This window comes from Pseudomonas sp. ICMP22404, assembly GCF_006227205.1.
Lineage (GTDB): Bacteria > Pseudomonadota > Gammaproteobacteria > Pseudomonadales > Pseudomonadaceae > Aquipseudomonas.
The window spans coordinates 14,164-29,483 of record NZ_VCNG01000003.1 but is presented as its reverse complement, the minus strand read 5'-3'; the positions used below and the strand labels follow the sequence as shown (position 1 = coordinate 29,483).

At 53.5% G+C, this 15,320-nt stretch carries 14 protein-coding genes; 11 read left to right on the top strand and 3 right to left on the bottom strand.

The features are described 5' to 3' along the window. Positions 1–279 precede the first annotated feature (279 nt). The 10 genes from FGE05_RS06290 (at position 280) to FGE05_RS06240 (ending at position 10,820) form a co-directional block, all read left to right on the top strand. Positions 280–705 carry a LexA family transcriptional regulator gene (locus FGE05_RS06290; RefSeq protein WP_055137764.1) on the top strand — a complete coding sequence of 142 codons (426 nt, stop codon included), beginning with the start codon at positions 280–282 and terminating at the stop codon, positions 703–705. Beyond that, positions 698–1,975 (top strand): translesion error-prone DNA polymerase V subunit UmuC, encoded by a 1,278-nt coding sequence (umuC, locus tag FGE05_RS06285; protein ID WP_139642618.1) that lies wholly within the window; start codon positions 698–700, stop codon positions 1,973–1,975. The genes FGE05_RS06290 and umuC overlap by 8 nt, the downstream gene beginning before the upstream one ends. 257 nt (positions 1,976–2,232) lie before the next feature. Beyond that, entirely contained in the window at positions 2,233–2,475 is a 243-nt protein-coding gene (locus FGE05_RS06280) for a hypothetical protein (RefSeq protein WP_139642615.1), read from the top strand. A gap of 137 nt (positions 2,476–2,612) precedes the next feature. Then, a complete protein-coding gene (locus FGE05_RS06275; RefSeq protein ID WP_139642612.1) occupies positions 2,613–2,819 on the top strand; it encodes a hypothetical protein in 207 nt (68 codons plus the stop codon). Between the two features lie 224 nt (positions 2,820–3,043). Then, the gene (locus tag FGE05_RS06270) at positions 3,044–3,664 is read left to right on the top strand and encodes a hypothetical protein (RefSeq protein ID WP_139642607.1); all 621 of its coding nucleotides are present in this window, start codon (positions 3,044–3,046) and stop codon (positions 3,662–3,664) included. A gap of 1,101 nt (positions 3,665–4,765) precedes the next feature. Continuing rightward, positions 4,766–7,126 (top strand): UvrD-helicase domain-containing protein, encoded by a 2,361-nt coding sequence (locus FGE05_RS06265; RefSeq protein WP_257225599.1) that lies wholly within the window; start codon positions 4,766–4,768, stop codon positions 7,124–7,126. A 97-nt stretch (positions 7,127–7,223) separates the two neighbouring features. Continuing rightward, positions 7,224–8,015, top strand: coding sequence for a toll/interleukin-1 receptor domain-containing protein (locus FGE05_RS06260; RefSeq protein WP_139642605.1), 792 nt, complete (start codon positions 7,224–7,226; stop codon positions 8,013–8,015). Between the two features lie 122 nt (positions 8,016–8,137). Continuing rightward, entirely contained in the window at positions 8,138–8,521 is a 384-nt protein-coding gene (locus FGE05_RS06255; protein WP_139642602.1) for a hypothetical protein, read from the top strand. Positions 8,522–8,620: 99 nt separating this feature from the next. Beyond that, positions 8,621–9,199, top strand: coding sequence for a hypothetical protein (locus FGE05_RS06250; protein WP_139642599.1), 579 nt, complete (start codon positions 8,621–8,623; stop codon positions 9,197–9,199). A 751-nt stretch (positions 9,200–9,950) separates the two neighbouring features. After that, positions 9,951–10,820, top strand: coding sequence for a DNA/RNA non-specific endonuclease (locus tag FGE05_RS06240; protein WP_139642597.1), 870 nt, complete (start codon positions 9,951–9,953; stop codon positions 10,818–10,820). Positions 10,821–10,885: 65 nt separating this feature from the next. Here FGE05_RS06240 and FGE05_RS06235 read toward each other — a convergent pair whose 3' ends face one another. Together FGE05_RS06235 and mobH are read right to left on the bottom strand one after the other, a co-directional pair. Next, on the bottom strand, positions 10,886–11,137 hold the full coding sequence (locus FGE05_RS06235; RefSeq protein ID WP_139642595.1) for a hypothetical protein: 252 nt from the start codon (positions 11,135–11,137) through the stop codon (positions 10,886–10,888). A 251-nt stretch (positions 11,138–11,388) separates the two neighbouring features. After that, a complete protein-coding gene (gene mobH / locus FGE05_RS06230; RefSeq protein ID WP_139642592.1) occupies positions 11,389–13,227 on the bottom strand; it encodes a MobH family relaxase in 1,839 nt (612 codons plus the stop codon). 189 nt (positions 13,228–13,416) lie between these two features. On the opposite strand from mobH, the gene FGE05_RS30305 reads away from it, so the two are divergent. Beyond that, positions 13,417–13,782, top strand: coding sequence for a DUF3742 family protein (locus tag FGE05_RS30305; protein WP_055134762.1), 366 nt, complete (start codon positions 13,417–13,419; stop codon positions 13,780–13,782). A gap of 19 nt (positions 13,783–13,801) precedes the next feature. Here the strand turns inward: FGE05_RS30305 and FGE05_RS06220 are convergent, their stop codons facing one another. Then, entirely contained in the window at positions 13,802–15,307 is a 1,506-nt protein-coding gene (locus FGE05_RS06220; protein ID WP_139642589.1) for a conjugal transfer protein TraG N-terminal domain-containing protein, read from the bottom strand. Positions 15,308–15,320: the final 13 nt, after the last annotated feature.

Sequence of the window (15,320 nt, the reverse complement as noted above, 5' to 3'; positions counted from 1 at the left end):
TAGCTTCGCCCTCGGATGAACTGAAAATCTGCCCCCGCGCAAGTGCATTTGGCGGGGGCATTTTTTTGTCTGTTGAAAATTGCAGTCGACCCTAGAGGCCCCTATCCAGTCGAAGCGCCTAAGTGGCCTGATGTGAGCAAGAGCGTCTTATTCAATCGGAGGACGTACCGTATCCGCCGACCTTCCGATCCGCTTGTCTGATAATTCCTATACAAATTGACCGCCATACTTGTACAAAGTTAACTGTATGTTCGTACAGGTATTTTGGTGTCGTGCGTCATGAGCTTTTCAATCTTGGGTCCTATTGCCGAGGGTGGCTTGAAGCTGCCTTTGTGTTCGTTTCGTGTGCCTGCTGGGTTCCCATCCCCGGCAGCGGACCACATCGAAGCGCACATCTCACTGGATGAGGTTCTGAACATCCGTGCTCCGCATGTCTATCTGGTTTCGATTGCCGGGGAGAGCATGCAGGGCGCTGGAATCTTCGAAGGGGATTTGGCGGTAGTGGATCGAGCATTGGAGCCGGTGCACGGGCACATCGTTGTGGCGCTGTTGAATAACGAACCTGTGTGCAAGCGGCTGTGCCTGCGGGGAAAGGAGGTGATTCTCCTGTCGGAGAACCCAAAGTACCCACCCAGGTACGTGCTTGAGGGGGACGAACTGGTCATTTGGGGTGTGATCACCTGCAGCGTGCGCAGCCATGTCTAAAGTCCAGCCGGTGTTTGCTCTGATCGATTGCAACAGCTTCTACGCCAGTTGCGAACGTGTGTTTCGTCCAGACCTGGCCCGGGTGCCCATCGTGGTGCTGAGCAACAACGATGGCTGTGTGATTGCCCGCAGTTACGATGCCAAGCCCTACGTGAAGATGGGGGAGCCGTACTTCCAGATCAAGCACAAGCTGCAGAAGCACGGCATTGTTCCGTTCTCATCCAACTACGCGCTTTATGGCGATATGAGTGAGCGGGTCATGACGCTCATTGAGTCCATGGTGCCGGCGGTTGAGGTGTACAGCATTGATGAAGCCTTTGTTGATCTGACTGGCATTGATGGCTTGGATGCGCTGGGTCGCAAGATTCGTAGCCAGGTGCTGCGTTGTACCGGCATTCCAGTCGGGGTGGGGATCGCTCACACCAAGACGCTGGCCAAGCTGGCGAACCACACGGCCAAGCGCCTTCAGGTGCAGACGGGTGGGGTGGTTGATATCTGCGATTCGTTCAAGCGTGATTGGGTGTTGCGCAACACGGATGTGTCCGAGGTCTGGGGTGTTGGCCGCAGGATGAAAGTGCACCTGGATGGCATGGGAATCAAGACGGCTATGGACCTGGCCAAGGCCGACCCCTGGACGCTTCGTAAGAAGTTCAGCGTAGTGATCGAGAAGACGGCTCGGGAGTTGGCCGGTACGCCGTGCCTGGAACTGGACGAGCCAGATCCGCCCAAGCAGGAGATATGCTGTAGCCGTATGTTCGGTCAGCGTCTTACCGAGTTGGCGCCGATCAAGGAAGCGGTGGCCACCTACATGATGCGGGCCTCGGAAAAGCTCAGGGCTCAGCAGTCTCTGTGCAAGAAGGTTCGTGTGAGCATCCGCACCGGGATGTTCAATCCGGAGGAGGCGAAATACGCCAATGGGGTGCTCGTTGAGCTGCCGTATCCGACGGATGATGTTCGTCTGCTGACAAAGGCCGCAATGGATGCACTGGATCGGGTGTACAGGCCGGGTTTCAAGTACAGCAAGGCGGAGGTTTTGCTGATGAACCTGTGCCAGAAAGGGGAGTATACGGATGATCTGTTCGCGACCTCGCAGCCAGCGGAAGCTACAAAATTGATGGCGGTACTGGATCAAATCAATGGGCGATGGGGTAGGGGGACGCTTCGCGCTGCCAGCGTTCCGGTCAATCCGGAGTGGGGGATGCGGCGGGACATGATGAGTCGGAGTTTTACGACGAGGTTGGATCAGTTGTGGGTTGTTATTTGTAAGTAGCGGGCAGTGCTGTTCTGGTGGGTTCTGATGTCGGGTCGGGGTGTGAGTCCTAATCTCGCGGCCTTCACTCGGATCTGTTGAGCCGGTTGACGAGATGGGGCAACGCTCTTCCATGGTCACCCATAGAAGGTGAGCCTCGGGCAGGGTCGGAGGTAACCTGCGCGGAAGGCCGCTCTATTTCAGTGAGCTGCATGTCCTGATCCATGCCACGGCGTCCGCGTTGGACTACGCTCAAGAGACCTTGGGGAGAAGAAACGATGAATGATGGGCAAATCGAAATAGTGGCTGACGTGTTGGAGCTGATCCAGGTGAATCAGAACGCTCTGGCCGCTGCTATCGAGGAGTTGGCCTTGTGGAGCAAGGCTAGTAACTCAAGCAAAGCTCATCGCAATGTCGTTACGGCTCTGCAAACCCTTGATCAAAATGCAGAAGGCATTGCCAGTGCGCTGAAGCTGCTACGTCAGGAAAAATTACGCGTCGATGATCGCTTCAAGAGCTGAGATCGCAAAGCCCGGTGTTCAAATTCGAATCCAGAACTCAGTCGAACTCCTGACCGCGCGACTGGAAATCCTAATTGCAATGCTCGCTCGATATCTTCCCTGATTTGCGGAACTGAATGAAAAGGACGATGGTTGAGATGGATACTGTCGTAGGTTTTATTACGGACTACCTTGTCAACGCGCTTGCTCACCGCATCGGTGTAGCCATTCTACGTAAGCTGACAGGGGGTAAATTCAAGGGTGAGAGTGGCTTTGCTTGGGGCTGGGCAGTCGCGTTGGGCGGCGTGGTTTTGGTTACGCTCTTTGGGGCATTCATTGCCTTGATGATCCATGTCTCATGGTAAGGCAAATTGCGTCCTGGCTCTCCACGCACATTTGCGTCTTTGCTGTGAGCGAGTCCTCGTCATGGTGGCAAGTCTGCTGACTATCTACCGCTGTATCGGCAGGAGAAAATCTTCTGTCGCGCCGGGCGCGCATAGCGCTCGCTCGAGCTGCATAGCCACTGATTGTGGGCACTCTCAATAAATAAACACGATTAAAATCTGTTCAAAATAATAGGGTAATCTCATTGAGGTCGACTCAACCTATCCAACGAATTCTGGCGCAAGGCCATTTTGATGGTCTGTGCCTGATCTATTCCCTGTTCAATGCGTACAAAGCACTTAGAAGTCCAAGCGACAAAGCCTCAGATTTCGCGTACAGGAACTCCAATTTGTGGAGGCGCGTCATTGGCAATACGCCATCCCTTCACAATTTCGTGTTGGGGGAGGGAAGCGATTTCGGCAAGCTCAGGAACGCGACTGACGCCAAGGTGAAGCAAGCCTTCATTGCGACCTGCTTCGAGGTGATGACTGATGGATCGGCTGTGTCACCTCTGGTGACTTCCACTGACATTGAGGCTCTGACCACAATGGATTTCAGTAAGGCTGTGGCGATTCTCTGTGTGAGGGAAAAGGCTGAGTTCGAGGAAGGCGGGATGGGGGAACACTGGGTTGCGATTGTGGGACGTGATGATGATGCCGGGGTCTACCTTGTTGCTTGCTCGTACACCAACCACTCCTACGGGCTGAATGAGAGACAGGATACCAAGACGGGGCGATTCTATAACACGACTATCAAGGTCGCGGGGATCAACAAATCTACTTCCTACCCGAACAATATCAATGTCATTCAGCTCGTCCCGAATTGAAACGCTCATGTGAGCCGGTAGGACGGCAAGAAGCTATGGCCCGGCATTTTTTATGCTGGCGATCTGCTTGGTCGCTCAGACTCAGGAGTTTTCAACCGCCTATGGTGCTTTGGAAGTGATGCGGTGGTCCCGGTCTTACAGGCAGGATGCGGCCACTAGAATTTTGGAAGGGACGCCCTGTGAGCTTGAAGCAAATACTATGGTCCTTCGGGATCATACTGGGTGTGTTCGAGCTCCTCATAAGTGGGTGTATTGGTGGAAACTTGGATCGATCTCAGCTGACCATGCGGCTTGGAGTGGCTTCGGATCATTGTTAAGTGGTGTATCTGCCATTGTGAAGTGGCAGCTTCTGGCCCGATTGCGACCTGTCGCTGGAAATTATCAAGGACCAGCCAAGCTAAGCTAAGCATGCCGACTGCCAAAGCGCATATGCCTGTCTGACCTCGACGTGTTATGCGATAATGGCTCAATAGTGGCGTATTTGCGCATGGATTAGGACGTAGAAAGGAAGATTTGTATGGCATGGATGAGCACAGCACCGATTTCTCTTCAGTGCTGGCAGGGCAGGACGCCTCAATGATTCATGGAGCTTTTCGTAGTTTTCGCTTGGCGAAATGGTTAGGTTCCACGTGTGCCTCGTTGGACATAGCCTCCAACGGATTGATGGCTGTCGATTGGACTGGACGATCGTCCAAAGTCCTGGCGACTGGAATGCCCAAGCCACCTCAACTAAATCGTTGGTTGGGGATTTCTTGTTTGACCCTAACCTTGCCCTCCGGTCAATTGAGGGCGATTGGATGGGGTATCAAACGGGCTGACGACCTTTGGCGTGAGGTGTTACGTGAGTGGTATGGCAGCCGGGTGCTTGCCATTGCAGATACGTTGGATGCTTTCCTCAAGAGAGTTCGAGCCTGCCATTATTGCCGGCGGTCCCAGTGGACGTCGCTTCACGCTGATCTAATTGAACAATCCAAGCATTGGCCAGCACTGCCTCCAAGAGGGCTAGGTGTTCTGTCAGCGGCTGAGCGCAAGATTTTGATCCGAGCTTGGTCCTGGGTCCAGAACGGGGAAAGGTGTCTGCGCCGTTGGCGTAGTCATTACGTGAAGCTCAGTTTGGTCGAACATGCTGAGTTGTTCGATACAATCGAGTCCATGCCTCTCACGCTCAACCAGCGGCTTGCCTGCATCGTGGATGAGGATAACAACCTGGTACTTGCTGGGGCGGGTACCGGAAAAACCAGCACGACCATGGGCCGAGTCGCCTTTCTGGTGCGCAGCGGACAGGCGCAGCCGGAAGATATTTTGCTATTGGCTTATGGAAAAGATGCTGCTGAAGAAATGCGCGAGCGACTGGAAGCGCGTGTAGGGATCAAGGGCATCAAAGCATCGACCTTCCACTCCCTGGGGAAGGACATGCTGGGTCAACCGTCTCTTACCCCAATGGCTGATGATGACGCTGCCCGAAAGCGGTTTGCCCAAGTAGCTTTTGAGGATTTACAGACGGACCCAGATTATCGCAAGCGACTGTTGCAATACTTCGAGAGCTACCTATTTCCGATCAAAAACCCCTTCGATTTTGCCTCCCTAGGTGAGTACTTCGTTTACCTGGCAGAGCATGAGGTCAGAACCCTCAAAGGGGAGCGTGTCAAAAGTATGGCTGAATGCCGGATCGCCAACTTCCTTTTCAAGATGGGAGTGGAGTACCAATATGAGCCTCGGTACAAGGTGTCCACCCGTACGGCAAAGAGACGGGATTATCACCCGGATTTTTACCTACCTGCATTTGAGCTCTACATCGAGCACTTCGGTACAGACCGCCAGGGCAATACTGCGCCTTACATCGATCGCAAGGCTTACCATCAGGCGATAGCTTGGAAGCGCGCTCTGCACAAGCAACACCAGACCCGTTTGATTGAAACCTTCCACTTCGAGCAACAGGAAGGCCAGCTACTGCCTTTGCTAGAGAAACGTTTGGCAGAGGCTGGCGTGACTTTCAATCCGCTGCCCGATGAAGCCATGCTGGAAACGCTTCGTGAGTTTGGTGTGGTCACCGAATTTGCTGAACTGCTCGAAAAGCTGCTGACGGGGTATAAGGCCGCTGATCTGGCTAAGGTCGATCTTGAAGCACGTATCAACGCGGCACCTTTCCCGGATCAAATGCGGGCAGCGCTTGAGCTACTGATGCCTATCTACAAGCGTTACCAGGATGACCTGGAGGGTAAGGATCAGATCGATTTCGATGACATGATCGTAAAGGCGGTGCGCTTGGCGGAGCAGGGTGGTTTCAACGCTCCATGGCGTTTTGTGCTGGTTGATGAGTACCAGGATATCTCCGAGCCAAGGGCTCGTTTGGTTAAGGCTCTTCGGCGATCGCAGCCTGATGGGTCGTTGTTCTGTGTTGGGGACGATTGGCAATCCATTTATCGGTTTGCGGGCAGTGACATTCGTCTCACCTCGCAGTTTGAGACTTTCTTCGGTGCGACCGCCATCAGTGCGCTGGACAAGACCTTTCGCTTCAACGATCGAATCAATGCTGTCGCCAGTCGGTTTGTGATGCGCAACCCTGCGCAGTTGAAGAAGGATATTCATACCCATACGCTGGAGGATTCGCCTGCGGTTTCATTGTTCAGAACCGAGCTGGACGATGATGAAGTGTTGCCTCACGTTTTGACGCGGATATCGGCCAGAGCCAAGCCGGGATCAGTGGTCTACATATTGGCTCGCTTTAATTTCTTGCTGCCAGATAAAGCTAGGCTCAAACAGTTGAGTGATAGCTACCCGGGGCTGACGATAAAAACGTACAGCATCCATACCTCCAAAGGGCAGGAGGCTGACTACATCGTGGTGCTCGGCAACAAGGCGGGTAAGTTTGGTTTGCCTCCGCAAAAGGCGAGCCATCCGTTGCTGGAAACGCTTTTGCCACCGCGTGAGACGTTTGCCCATGCTGAAGAGCGGCGACTGTTTTATGTGGCGCTCACCAGGGCTAAGCGGCGGGTGTACCTCGTCGTAAGCAAAGGGAAGGCGTCCAGCTTTATCAAAGAGCTCCTTGATGAAAAATACGACGTCGAGCTCAATGAATTTGGTGCATTGGTCGTAGTGCCTGAGCCGGGTCCCGCTTGCCCTGCTTGTGAGGCGGGTGAGCTGATGTTGCGCATCAGGAAAAACGGTAAAGAATCATTTTACTTCTGTTCCCTTTCTCCGCGCTGCAAACATACCGAAACGGCTTGTCCAGATTGCCAGTCACTCATGCGAAGGGAGGGGCGCTACCTGATCTGCAGTAAGGACTGTGGGGGGTGGGTAGCGTTGTGTCCGGTCTCTGGGGGGCGGATGATGCAGCGAGGGACTGATAAGCCTTTCTGGGGATGCACGGATTATCGGAATGGGCAGGAAGGCTCTTGTGGTCATATGGAGAAATCTATTGCTCCTCCGAAGGGCTGTAGGGGGCGTACGCGAGTGCAGTGATCGGGAAAAATTAACGGAAAAAGTTGCGACTACACATCTAGAGACACCTTCAGCACCGCCATTGCTCTTCAACTAAAGTTTCAGGCAGGAGAACAAAGTGAGCCACAAGATTTTCTTGAGTCACAATCATGCGGACAAGCCAATCGTCGAACCTGTGGCCGTTAGGTTGGCAGAGATTTTTGGCATTGATCAGGTTTTCTATGATTCCTGGTCTATCCGCCCAGGTGACGGCATCATTGATCAGATGAATAAAGGGCTAGAAGCACCAGAGTACGTCTTCTTTTTTGTCTCGGCCAAAAGTCTCGCAAGCCAAATGGTCAAGTTGGAGTGGCAAAACGCTTTGCATGCTGCAACACGCGGAAAAACTCGAATGATCCCTATTAGAGTTGACGGCAGCTCGATGCCTGCTTTGCTTACTCAGACGCTCTACATTGACATGTTCACCGTCGGCCTTGAAGCGGCAATCGCTCAGATCGTAAGTGTGGCGCAAGGAAGCGCATCGTTTACGCCTCAACATCAGGGCTTTTCAAATCTAACTTTCTCAGCGGTAACCGGAGCTGATGGATCCATCGCCGTAACAATCCAAGCATCCCATTTGATGGAGCCGAATCCTAGTTTTCTCCTACTGACTAAAAATTTGGAAGAAGAGATCTCCTGGACCCATGGGAGTAACGAAGCTTTTTTTGGTGGTTACAACAAAAATGCCTTCACAAGCTCCAACGGCGAGCTCATTCACGCCATTCTTTTCAAAACAATGGGCGGGGCGATAACACCTAGACACCCGCTTCAAATCAACCTGAGCAAGCGAACGGATGCGCCTTTAGTATTGCTGGAGGTGAGGCACGAGGCAGGCAAAAACGTCTGGGAGCCGATTCCCTATAAAGCCTGATCAAGGTCATAACGGAAACAGCAGCGGATTTGCCGCCTAGGTACACCGCAAGCCGCGCATCTGTGGCGCCGAGTACATAGCGCGATGCGAAATTTCGCGTCCATCAAGAAAGGAGAAGCAACTTGACCGTTTCTACCTGCCGCATTTGTGGACTCCTCTATGTCCCATCCTTGGAAGAAGATCGCCAAACGCACGCAGATATTCATAAAAAATATGCACGGGGCTCTCAGCCTCAAAAAGTTCGGGATTTTTCAAAAGCATTCGGATGGGCTGTCGCTTTCAACGATGGCGGTCTTGACCGAATGAAGGATCATTACGACCCTGAGCTTGGCAAGCTTGTTGTTGCGTTCTCGTGGTGGAGCCGCGCGCTTTCGAATGGCGTTCCGGAGAAAGATTTTGACCGTTACATGGATGCCCACTTGGCATTTGCTGATTCACTGGTAAGCGGCGTCGGCCAGGTAGAAGCAAGAGCAGCAATCCAAAAATGGGAGCGCTACGCAGGGTAACCCTGGTTACCGGAAATTCTCGCCCAAGTCCCGCATCTATGGGTCAACGGCCTCAGACTCTTCCGGTTGGCATCCAGCACATCAAGGACTGTCTTGATCATGAAAGATGAGGCGCAATCAGGCTATAAGCCTGTGCAGGACGATGTGCTGAAGACATTGGGCCTTGCAGTGATCGCGGCGCAGGGTGTTGAGCGTCTTTTGAGCAGTTGCCTAACGTTTCCATTGCACGGCGAGCCACTGCAAACTGTGGAACAGCTTCAGATCCTGCTTGAGCGACATTCAAAAGCCACTTTGGGACAACTGCTCAATGCGCTGCGAAAGAGGGTAGACCTGCATCCTACCTTTGGCGACAAGTTGGATCGCTTCCTCCAGTATCGCAACGTCATCGCGCATCGGCTACATGATGTACCCGGAGGTCTTGACCTGCATTCCGATGAAGGACGGGGGAGGCTAAAGGCTTTCCTTCTCCAGCACATGGATGATGGTCAGACCGTCAGCATGGTATTGCTGGGCGTTTTGCGGGAATGGGCGAGGCAAGAGGGCATTAGCATTCCAAGCGAGCAGCATCTGAGCCAGCGAATGCTGGATCACCTCGACGCTAATGTCATGCCAAATTTGGATGCCTTGATCAGGTCTAAAGAACTTAGCTCGAAGCCAATGGGCTCGAACACGGATTAGACCATGAATGCAATCAGGACAGAGCTTGAGAAGGTGGCCCTTTCGTGCAGGGTTGGACTCATTAGCCTCGTTAATGCAAAGGGCTCAATCGTTAACGGATTTCCCTCCGGCGCGTGAGGGGGCGCTTCCGACATTTTGGGGAAAGTAGTTTGGGAAACGCTTCAGTATGAAGGGGAGTACGTCTGCGGTACACGTCACCCAAAGCAGAAAGAGGGAGCGATCCACGCATGGTTTGAGGTCGGTAATTTCATCATCGACATCACATACTATCTGTTTCAAGCTACTAGACTATTCGGCTGGGTTTTCGATCGTAACGATGGCTGGCATGCGCAGTTCCGATCCCAGGAGCGCCTCAGGGGGGCATGCCCAATAACTGAATCACCACTGTTTCGAAGAGAAACGAAATGACCGTTTTGCCCAGAGTGTGTAAAGACGTTTCGCCAAAATTGAAGCGTGCGGGTCTACGTTAAATCTGAATTTATGGGCACGTCTGCAGATGTGGATTTTGCCTAGACGCATGATTTTCAGTCCGGTTTCGAGTACCTGTCGCGCTGAAATGCGTTTTTACACAGCCTCGGCCGAAAGCGGTCAGCCGTGAACGACAGCTTCTGGCCGGAAGCCGACCTTTAAGGTCGATGCGACAATCATCTTGAGACGCACACGTGTCACCTATTGCTTGTAACACTCTGATTGGGTAGAACTCACGAAAAATGAACGTTATGCTATACCTTTGATTTTTAGGACGTTTTCAATGCAAGGGATGCGCAAAACAAAGCTAATCTCGCTTTTTATCATTCCTCTGATTGCGGCTTGTACCTCTCCTCAGCCAACGGGCATCTCAAACACATCCAAACAACATCCGCTGACTCAACCTACGACGATCGACAACTGTTCAGTAGGCTGTCCATTAGGCGGCGGAACCCAAACGCTGTATCGTCAGGCCTATACGCTAAACAACAACGGCTCAACGAAATTCGCCAACTGGGTTGCCTATAAAATTACAAAGGGAACCCCTGCAAGCGGCCGTCCTCGAAACTGGAAAACCGATCCGGATGTCCCTGCTGAGGAGACATTGAGTCCTGCTGATTACAGCGGCGCCAACGTCGCTCTAAAAATGGACCGAGGCCACCAGGCGAACCTGGCATCCATGGGCGGAGTCTCCGATTGGCAGACACTGAACTACCTCACCAACATCACACCGCAGAAATCTGATTTGAACCAAGGCGCCTGGGCGCGCTTGGAGGATCAAGAACGCAGCCTCAGCAAGCCGACTGAAATCGACGCTGTCTACGTGACCACGGGGCCTCTCTACGAAAAAAACATGGGCTCGTTACCAGGCACCAACAAGATCCATACGATCCCGAGCGGATACTGGAAAGTCATTTTCACCGGCAGCAGTCCAGCCAATGGTCTGTACGCAGCGTTCATCATGGAGCAGGACACACCACGCTCTGCCAATTTCTGTGATTTCCAGGTAACAGTGAACGAGATCGAGAGGCGCTCGGGGCTCACCCTGTGGAATGGATTGCCACAGGAGCTTCAGACGAAGCTGAAAAGCGAGAAAGGGCGGTTGTCTCAGAAAATCGGATGCTCTGCAATGAGGGAGGTATCCAGCAGGTAGCGTCGCAATAAAAAACCACCTGTGGTGAACAGGTGGTTTCGGAGAGCATCGGTGAAGAAAACAGATCAGTGAATAAAATTCATTGCAGCGATCAAGATTCCGATGGTGGCTGAGAGCATGACGCCCATGCGAATAGTCAATTTCGAGTCAGCTTTGGCGATTTCAGCCGTTAGCCGATGTTCGAGATTAGTAAGATCACTCTTGGTCGCAAGCAAAGTATGCATGTCATTCTCCATTGCGTTGATCACTGCATGGGCTTTGGGCTCGGGGACGTTGATCGCGATCAGTGCCTGGTACAGAGCCAGTTCCATTTTCATTAAGGCCTCCAAAAAATTAAGGGCCTTGTCCCACGACGGGAAAGGCCCGTCGTGGGTGAGAAAATCTGTGTTTCCATCGACCTTAAGTCGACTGACTGCGCTACCGAAACGATGCAGTCATTGGGATGGATCCTGCGAAACATCGCAGCGCCGTATGAGAGGATCCTTACGGCTGGCATGTAGCTGAACACGTCAGCAAGACACGTGTGTAAGTTGCGTCGCTGGGGGACTGCTGTCAATCCACAAAGCGGTTACCGGGTGTTTCCTAAAGTGGGGCGTTTAGGTTTCTTTGGCTCTGGTTCCACCACCTTGAGATAGGGGTTGTTCAGGGCCAGGTCGTTCATGAGGCCACCGTGTGATTTGAGAAGGTAACCGTGTAGAAGTCTGGTTCTGCGCGCACCGCTGACCTCGCAGGTCCAGATGTTAAGGTCGTTGGGATGTTTGCGATGCAGCTTCATTTCCTCAAATCGTTTCTGAATCCATTGCCAGTCGTGCAGTTGCTCTTTCTTTGCGATACGGGCGAGGTGAGGGTGTTCCTGGCCGTAGCGCATAAAGACTCCTGGGGTGACCAGAAAAATGGTGTCGTTGACGGTGTGCACCAGAGCTTTGGTGTCATTCATGATGAGGCGGTGAGATCGCACGCCTTGAGTTAACCATTCCATGAAGTGAGCTCCGGATGGCTTGATTGGCATCTCAGCCTTCGTCTCCATGATCACTGGCTCTAGATCATCTCGGGGGATTTCGTCGAAGTCATCGGGTAGGCAAGGGGGACCTCCGAATAAATCCATGAGCGCGTCGACAGAGTCAGGTAACGCAGGCTCTTCGGTCATTGAGTAGGGGAGTGTGAGTGGTGGGCTGTTTGCTGGGGCTACTCCCTTCCTGGGCTGTCTTGGGGAACTATCGGGACTTGAGGCGTCGTCCGAAGGTATCGGGAGGGTCTCGATGTCGTCGACTATGACCGTGCCTATGAAAGCGGCTGGGCGCGCTCCGGCGTCCCAGATCAAGGCAGGTGAAAGCTTCAGAAACGTGAAGCTATGAGACCAGCCTGTCTTGCTTGTCACTGTGGCTTTCCAGATGGCTTTGCCGTCGGCGTTGGGTAGGGCAATGCCGTGTTCTTGCAGCACATTGAATACGGCGATGTTTCTTTCTGGAATGCCATCGACACCTAGCGAAAGCAGGTGAGCGCGGAGTTTGTCCGAGACGGTTTTGCTAACTAGCCAAAGGGCGTCCTGGGTGAGCCAACCATCAGAGGCTTGGGGCTGGTTGAGCTTGAACTCTTCGCTCAATAAATAACGCAGGCCTTCGAGCAGCTTGCGTTGCAAGGCGTGTTTTGGGGCGGCCATGGCCTTGGCGGGATCGCCACCGAGCGCTAGTGCAACGGAGGCTTGATCGGCCTGAGTGATCAGTATGCCGAGGTCGCCGGTATGCTCGCTTTGTCCTGCCCAGTTGAACATCAGGCAATTCCACGGCTCCGGGAAAGAGCAGAGCCAGTCTTGGATCTCTCGGGTAACAATCTGATGGATGAGTGGACCGGTTGCTGCGGTATGGAGACGGTATTGCCGGTCTTTTCGATAGCGTAGACGGTACGGGGCCGAGAGTGGCCCGTGCCAAGGATGCCAGACGCTGCCGTCGGCGTACTCAACGTGTATGTCGACAGCGATTTTACCCAGGTCATGGCCCAGGGCGGCGTAAGCCAGGGCGGCGCTCCAGGCTTCAGCTTGGGCGATCTGAACCTCGGGTTGTGCACCTGATGGAAGCAGATGGGATTGCTTCAGCTTCAATGCGTAAACGATGACTTCTAGGCCGTGATCGAGCATGCCGCCAAGGTATGCGTGGTGGTGATTTTCTGAAGCGGGTAGAAGCTGAACGAGCTCAGCGTATCGGCTGATTGGGTCAAGGTAGAGTGTGTTGAACTGAGAGCGGGAGAGGGCGGTGCGCTGCCAGATCTGCTCCAGTAGCTTTTGCCGGCGAGGTGATGCCAGCAGCGATTTTGCCGATTGAGGCTCGGTGAATTCTGCAGACGGTGTTGGCTCGGTTGGAGCAGTTTGTTTTGGAGTTGATCGCGGCTTTCGGCGAAACAGCGAGAGCATGATTGATCCCTATAATGTGGGCTTGTAGGAAGCCTTTTCTGCTTTTCGGGTAGGGCCTTTCCCCTTCTGCTCCATTCCCTTGGTTTGCTCCATTTTCCCATTTACCTTTTAGCGGCCGCGGCAGGTTAATGAGCTGCCGCGACCCCCCTTTTATGGACGAAGGGTAACCATGGGCAACGGAGGTGATTAATGCGCAGACAGGAACAAGCTACGAGAGCCGAAAGACTCGGTGAGTACGCTGGGCGATGCTGGAGATCTTATTTGAGGGTTCTGGATCGACTCTCGGGTGGTCTCCAACGACTGGGTATCCCCAATTCCCTATCTCGGATAATTGCGTTGGGTTTGCAGGTTTCAGTCCTCTTCGTTTTGCTGTTCGTTGCGTTCTGGGGCGCGATCATTGTTGCGTTCATTTTTGTTGTCTCAAGATCAATCGGTCGCTCGGGCCAGCAGCGTGAGGACTGGGCAATCGGCGAACAATACGATGAGCGAGACGATCCATCTTACGACCCCATAAATTACTCCCGCACATCTGATCCCAGATTTGATGATGAGTGAGCTGCATCTTTGGATGAGATCATTTAGTCATCTTCATCATAAATCCAGCTCCCTCAGATCCCGCCTGGCCCGCTGCTTTGGAGCTGTCTGTAAGTCCGTGGATCAAGTTTCCTGTACGTACGCCTACCCATGCCAGACTCGTAACCCAAAAAGCAGGCATTACGATGAACAGAGTCGCCATAACGTAGTTCAGTAGCATGTCTCCGAAGGAGTTGTTGGCGCCCAGGAGCACGTTGAAATTGCTGTGTGGGGAGTTCCAGCCGTAGAGGGCGTCGAGGATGGTGCTGTCGAGCCAGCGGGCGAGTTGGAACCAGAAGTCGACGAAGAACAGGGCGAATTGCACGCAGCTGATGGTGGTCAGGGCTTTGAGTTCGTAGGTGCCGATGACCAGGATTAGCGGGATGCTGATGGTCAGCGCCATCTTGAGGAATGACAACACCATCGGCAGGGCCTGGCGTACGACGTCCATGGCAGGGAAGTAGGCCAGTGAGCCAACAGTCAGTCCAAGGTCTGAGGCGGCGCGAGCGCTGAGGTTGGCGGCGGTCATGTCAATCTGGCCCGCATAACTGGCATAGACGTCGCGTTGGTTTAGGGTCTGTTGACGTGGAGAGGCCACGGAGCGAACGACGGCGTCTTCAGCCTGGTGGGTGTTCAGAAAGCGAGCCCACTGGCTGAGTCGAAATAGTAGGTTGGGGTCTACCTGACGCAGCAGCCTGAGCCGTAGGCCGTGGCCAACGTCTGTCCACCACTGTTTACAACTGGGGTATCCGCCGCCCCCTGGGATTTGTGGCAATCCTGCATCTCGAGTGGTGTTGTAGGGCCAGCGACTGCGGGGTGTTTTCGATCGATACGTGTCGTAGTAGCCGGGGGTGTTGAGCAGGTACTTTGAACCGATCCAGTTGATGTCATCCATCGTATCGTCGTTCAAGTCTGGGCGGTTCATGAACAGCTTGGCCCGAGCGGGGCCGTAGCAGTCTTGGCTGAAGTCGGCTACTTCCTGAGCCAGAATTGGATCGTCGATACGAGCCGTGTCAATGTCGATGCGTATCTGTCGCAGATCCGTACCGCAGGGAATTGCAGCAGTGGCTCCACCGGTCAGAGCCTTGGAGAGCGAGTGTATGAAGAACCACCATACGGGTACTTTTGCGCTTTGGTTATTGAGCACCGTGAAGGTGTTGGACCAACGTGTGTCCTGGGGTGTCGCAACACTCACCTGACATTGTGCAGATCGTGTGACGTCGAACTCGATAGTATTGAGGTCGACGTCAATGAAGGGGATGCCGGCGAACATGATCACCACGATGGCGACCCAAACCCTGTTCTCGATACGCAGCGAAGAGAGCACGCCCTTGTTGCCTTCATCTGCACCTTCGCTACGGGCTCTGAGCCATTCCTGAATGATGATCGCCAGAAAGGGCAGGGCAAAGACGCCGGTGGCAACCAGCATCTCCCATATCCCGTTGTTGACGATCCACCCGACGAGGGTCAGGTAATACTCCAGATAGTCGTTAGTGTAGAGCGTCATGGGCGTGGCCGCG

Coding starts and splice junctions, on each gene's coding strand:
- FGE05_RS06240 (WP_139642597.1), top strand. CDS start 9,951: ATGCAAGGGATGCGCAAAACAAAGCTAATCTCGCTTTTTATCATTCCT.
- umuC (WP_139642618.1), top strand. CDS start 698: ATGTCTAAAGTCCAGCCGGTGTTTGCTCTGATCGATTGCAACAGCTTC.
- FGE05_RS06250 (WP_139642599.1), top strand. CDS start 8,621: ATGAAAGATGAGGCGCAATCAGGCTATAAGCCTGTGCAGGACGATGTG.
- FGE05_RS06275 (WP_139642612.1), top strand. CDS start 2,613: ATGGATACTGTCGTAGGTTTTATTACGGACTACCTTGTCAACGCGCTT.
- FGE05_RS06290 (WP_055137764.1), top strand. CDS start 280: ATGAGCTTTTCAATCTTGGGTCCTATTGCCGAGGGTGGCTTGAAGCTG.
- FGE05_RS06220 (WP_139642589.1), bottom strand. CDS start 15,307: ATGACGCTCTACACTAACGACTATCTGGAGTATTACCTGACCCTCGTC.
- FGE05_RS06280 (WP_139642615.1), top strand. CDS start 2,233: ATGAATGATGGGCAAATCGAAATAGTGGCTGACGTGTTGGAGCTGATC.
- FGE05_RS30305 (WP_055134762.1), top strand. CDS start 13,417: ATGCGCAGACAGGAACAAGCTACGAGAGCCGAAAGACTCGGTGAGTAC.
- FGE05_RS06235 (WP_139642595.1), bottom strand. CDS start 11,137: ATGAAAATGGAACTGGCTCTGTACCAGGCACTGATCGCGATCAACGTC.
- mobH (WP_139642592.1), bottom strand. CDS start 13,227: ATGCTCTCGCTGTTTCGCCGAAAGCCGCGATCAACTCCAAAACAAACT.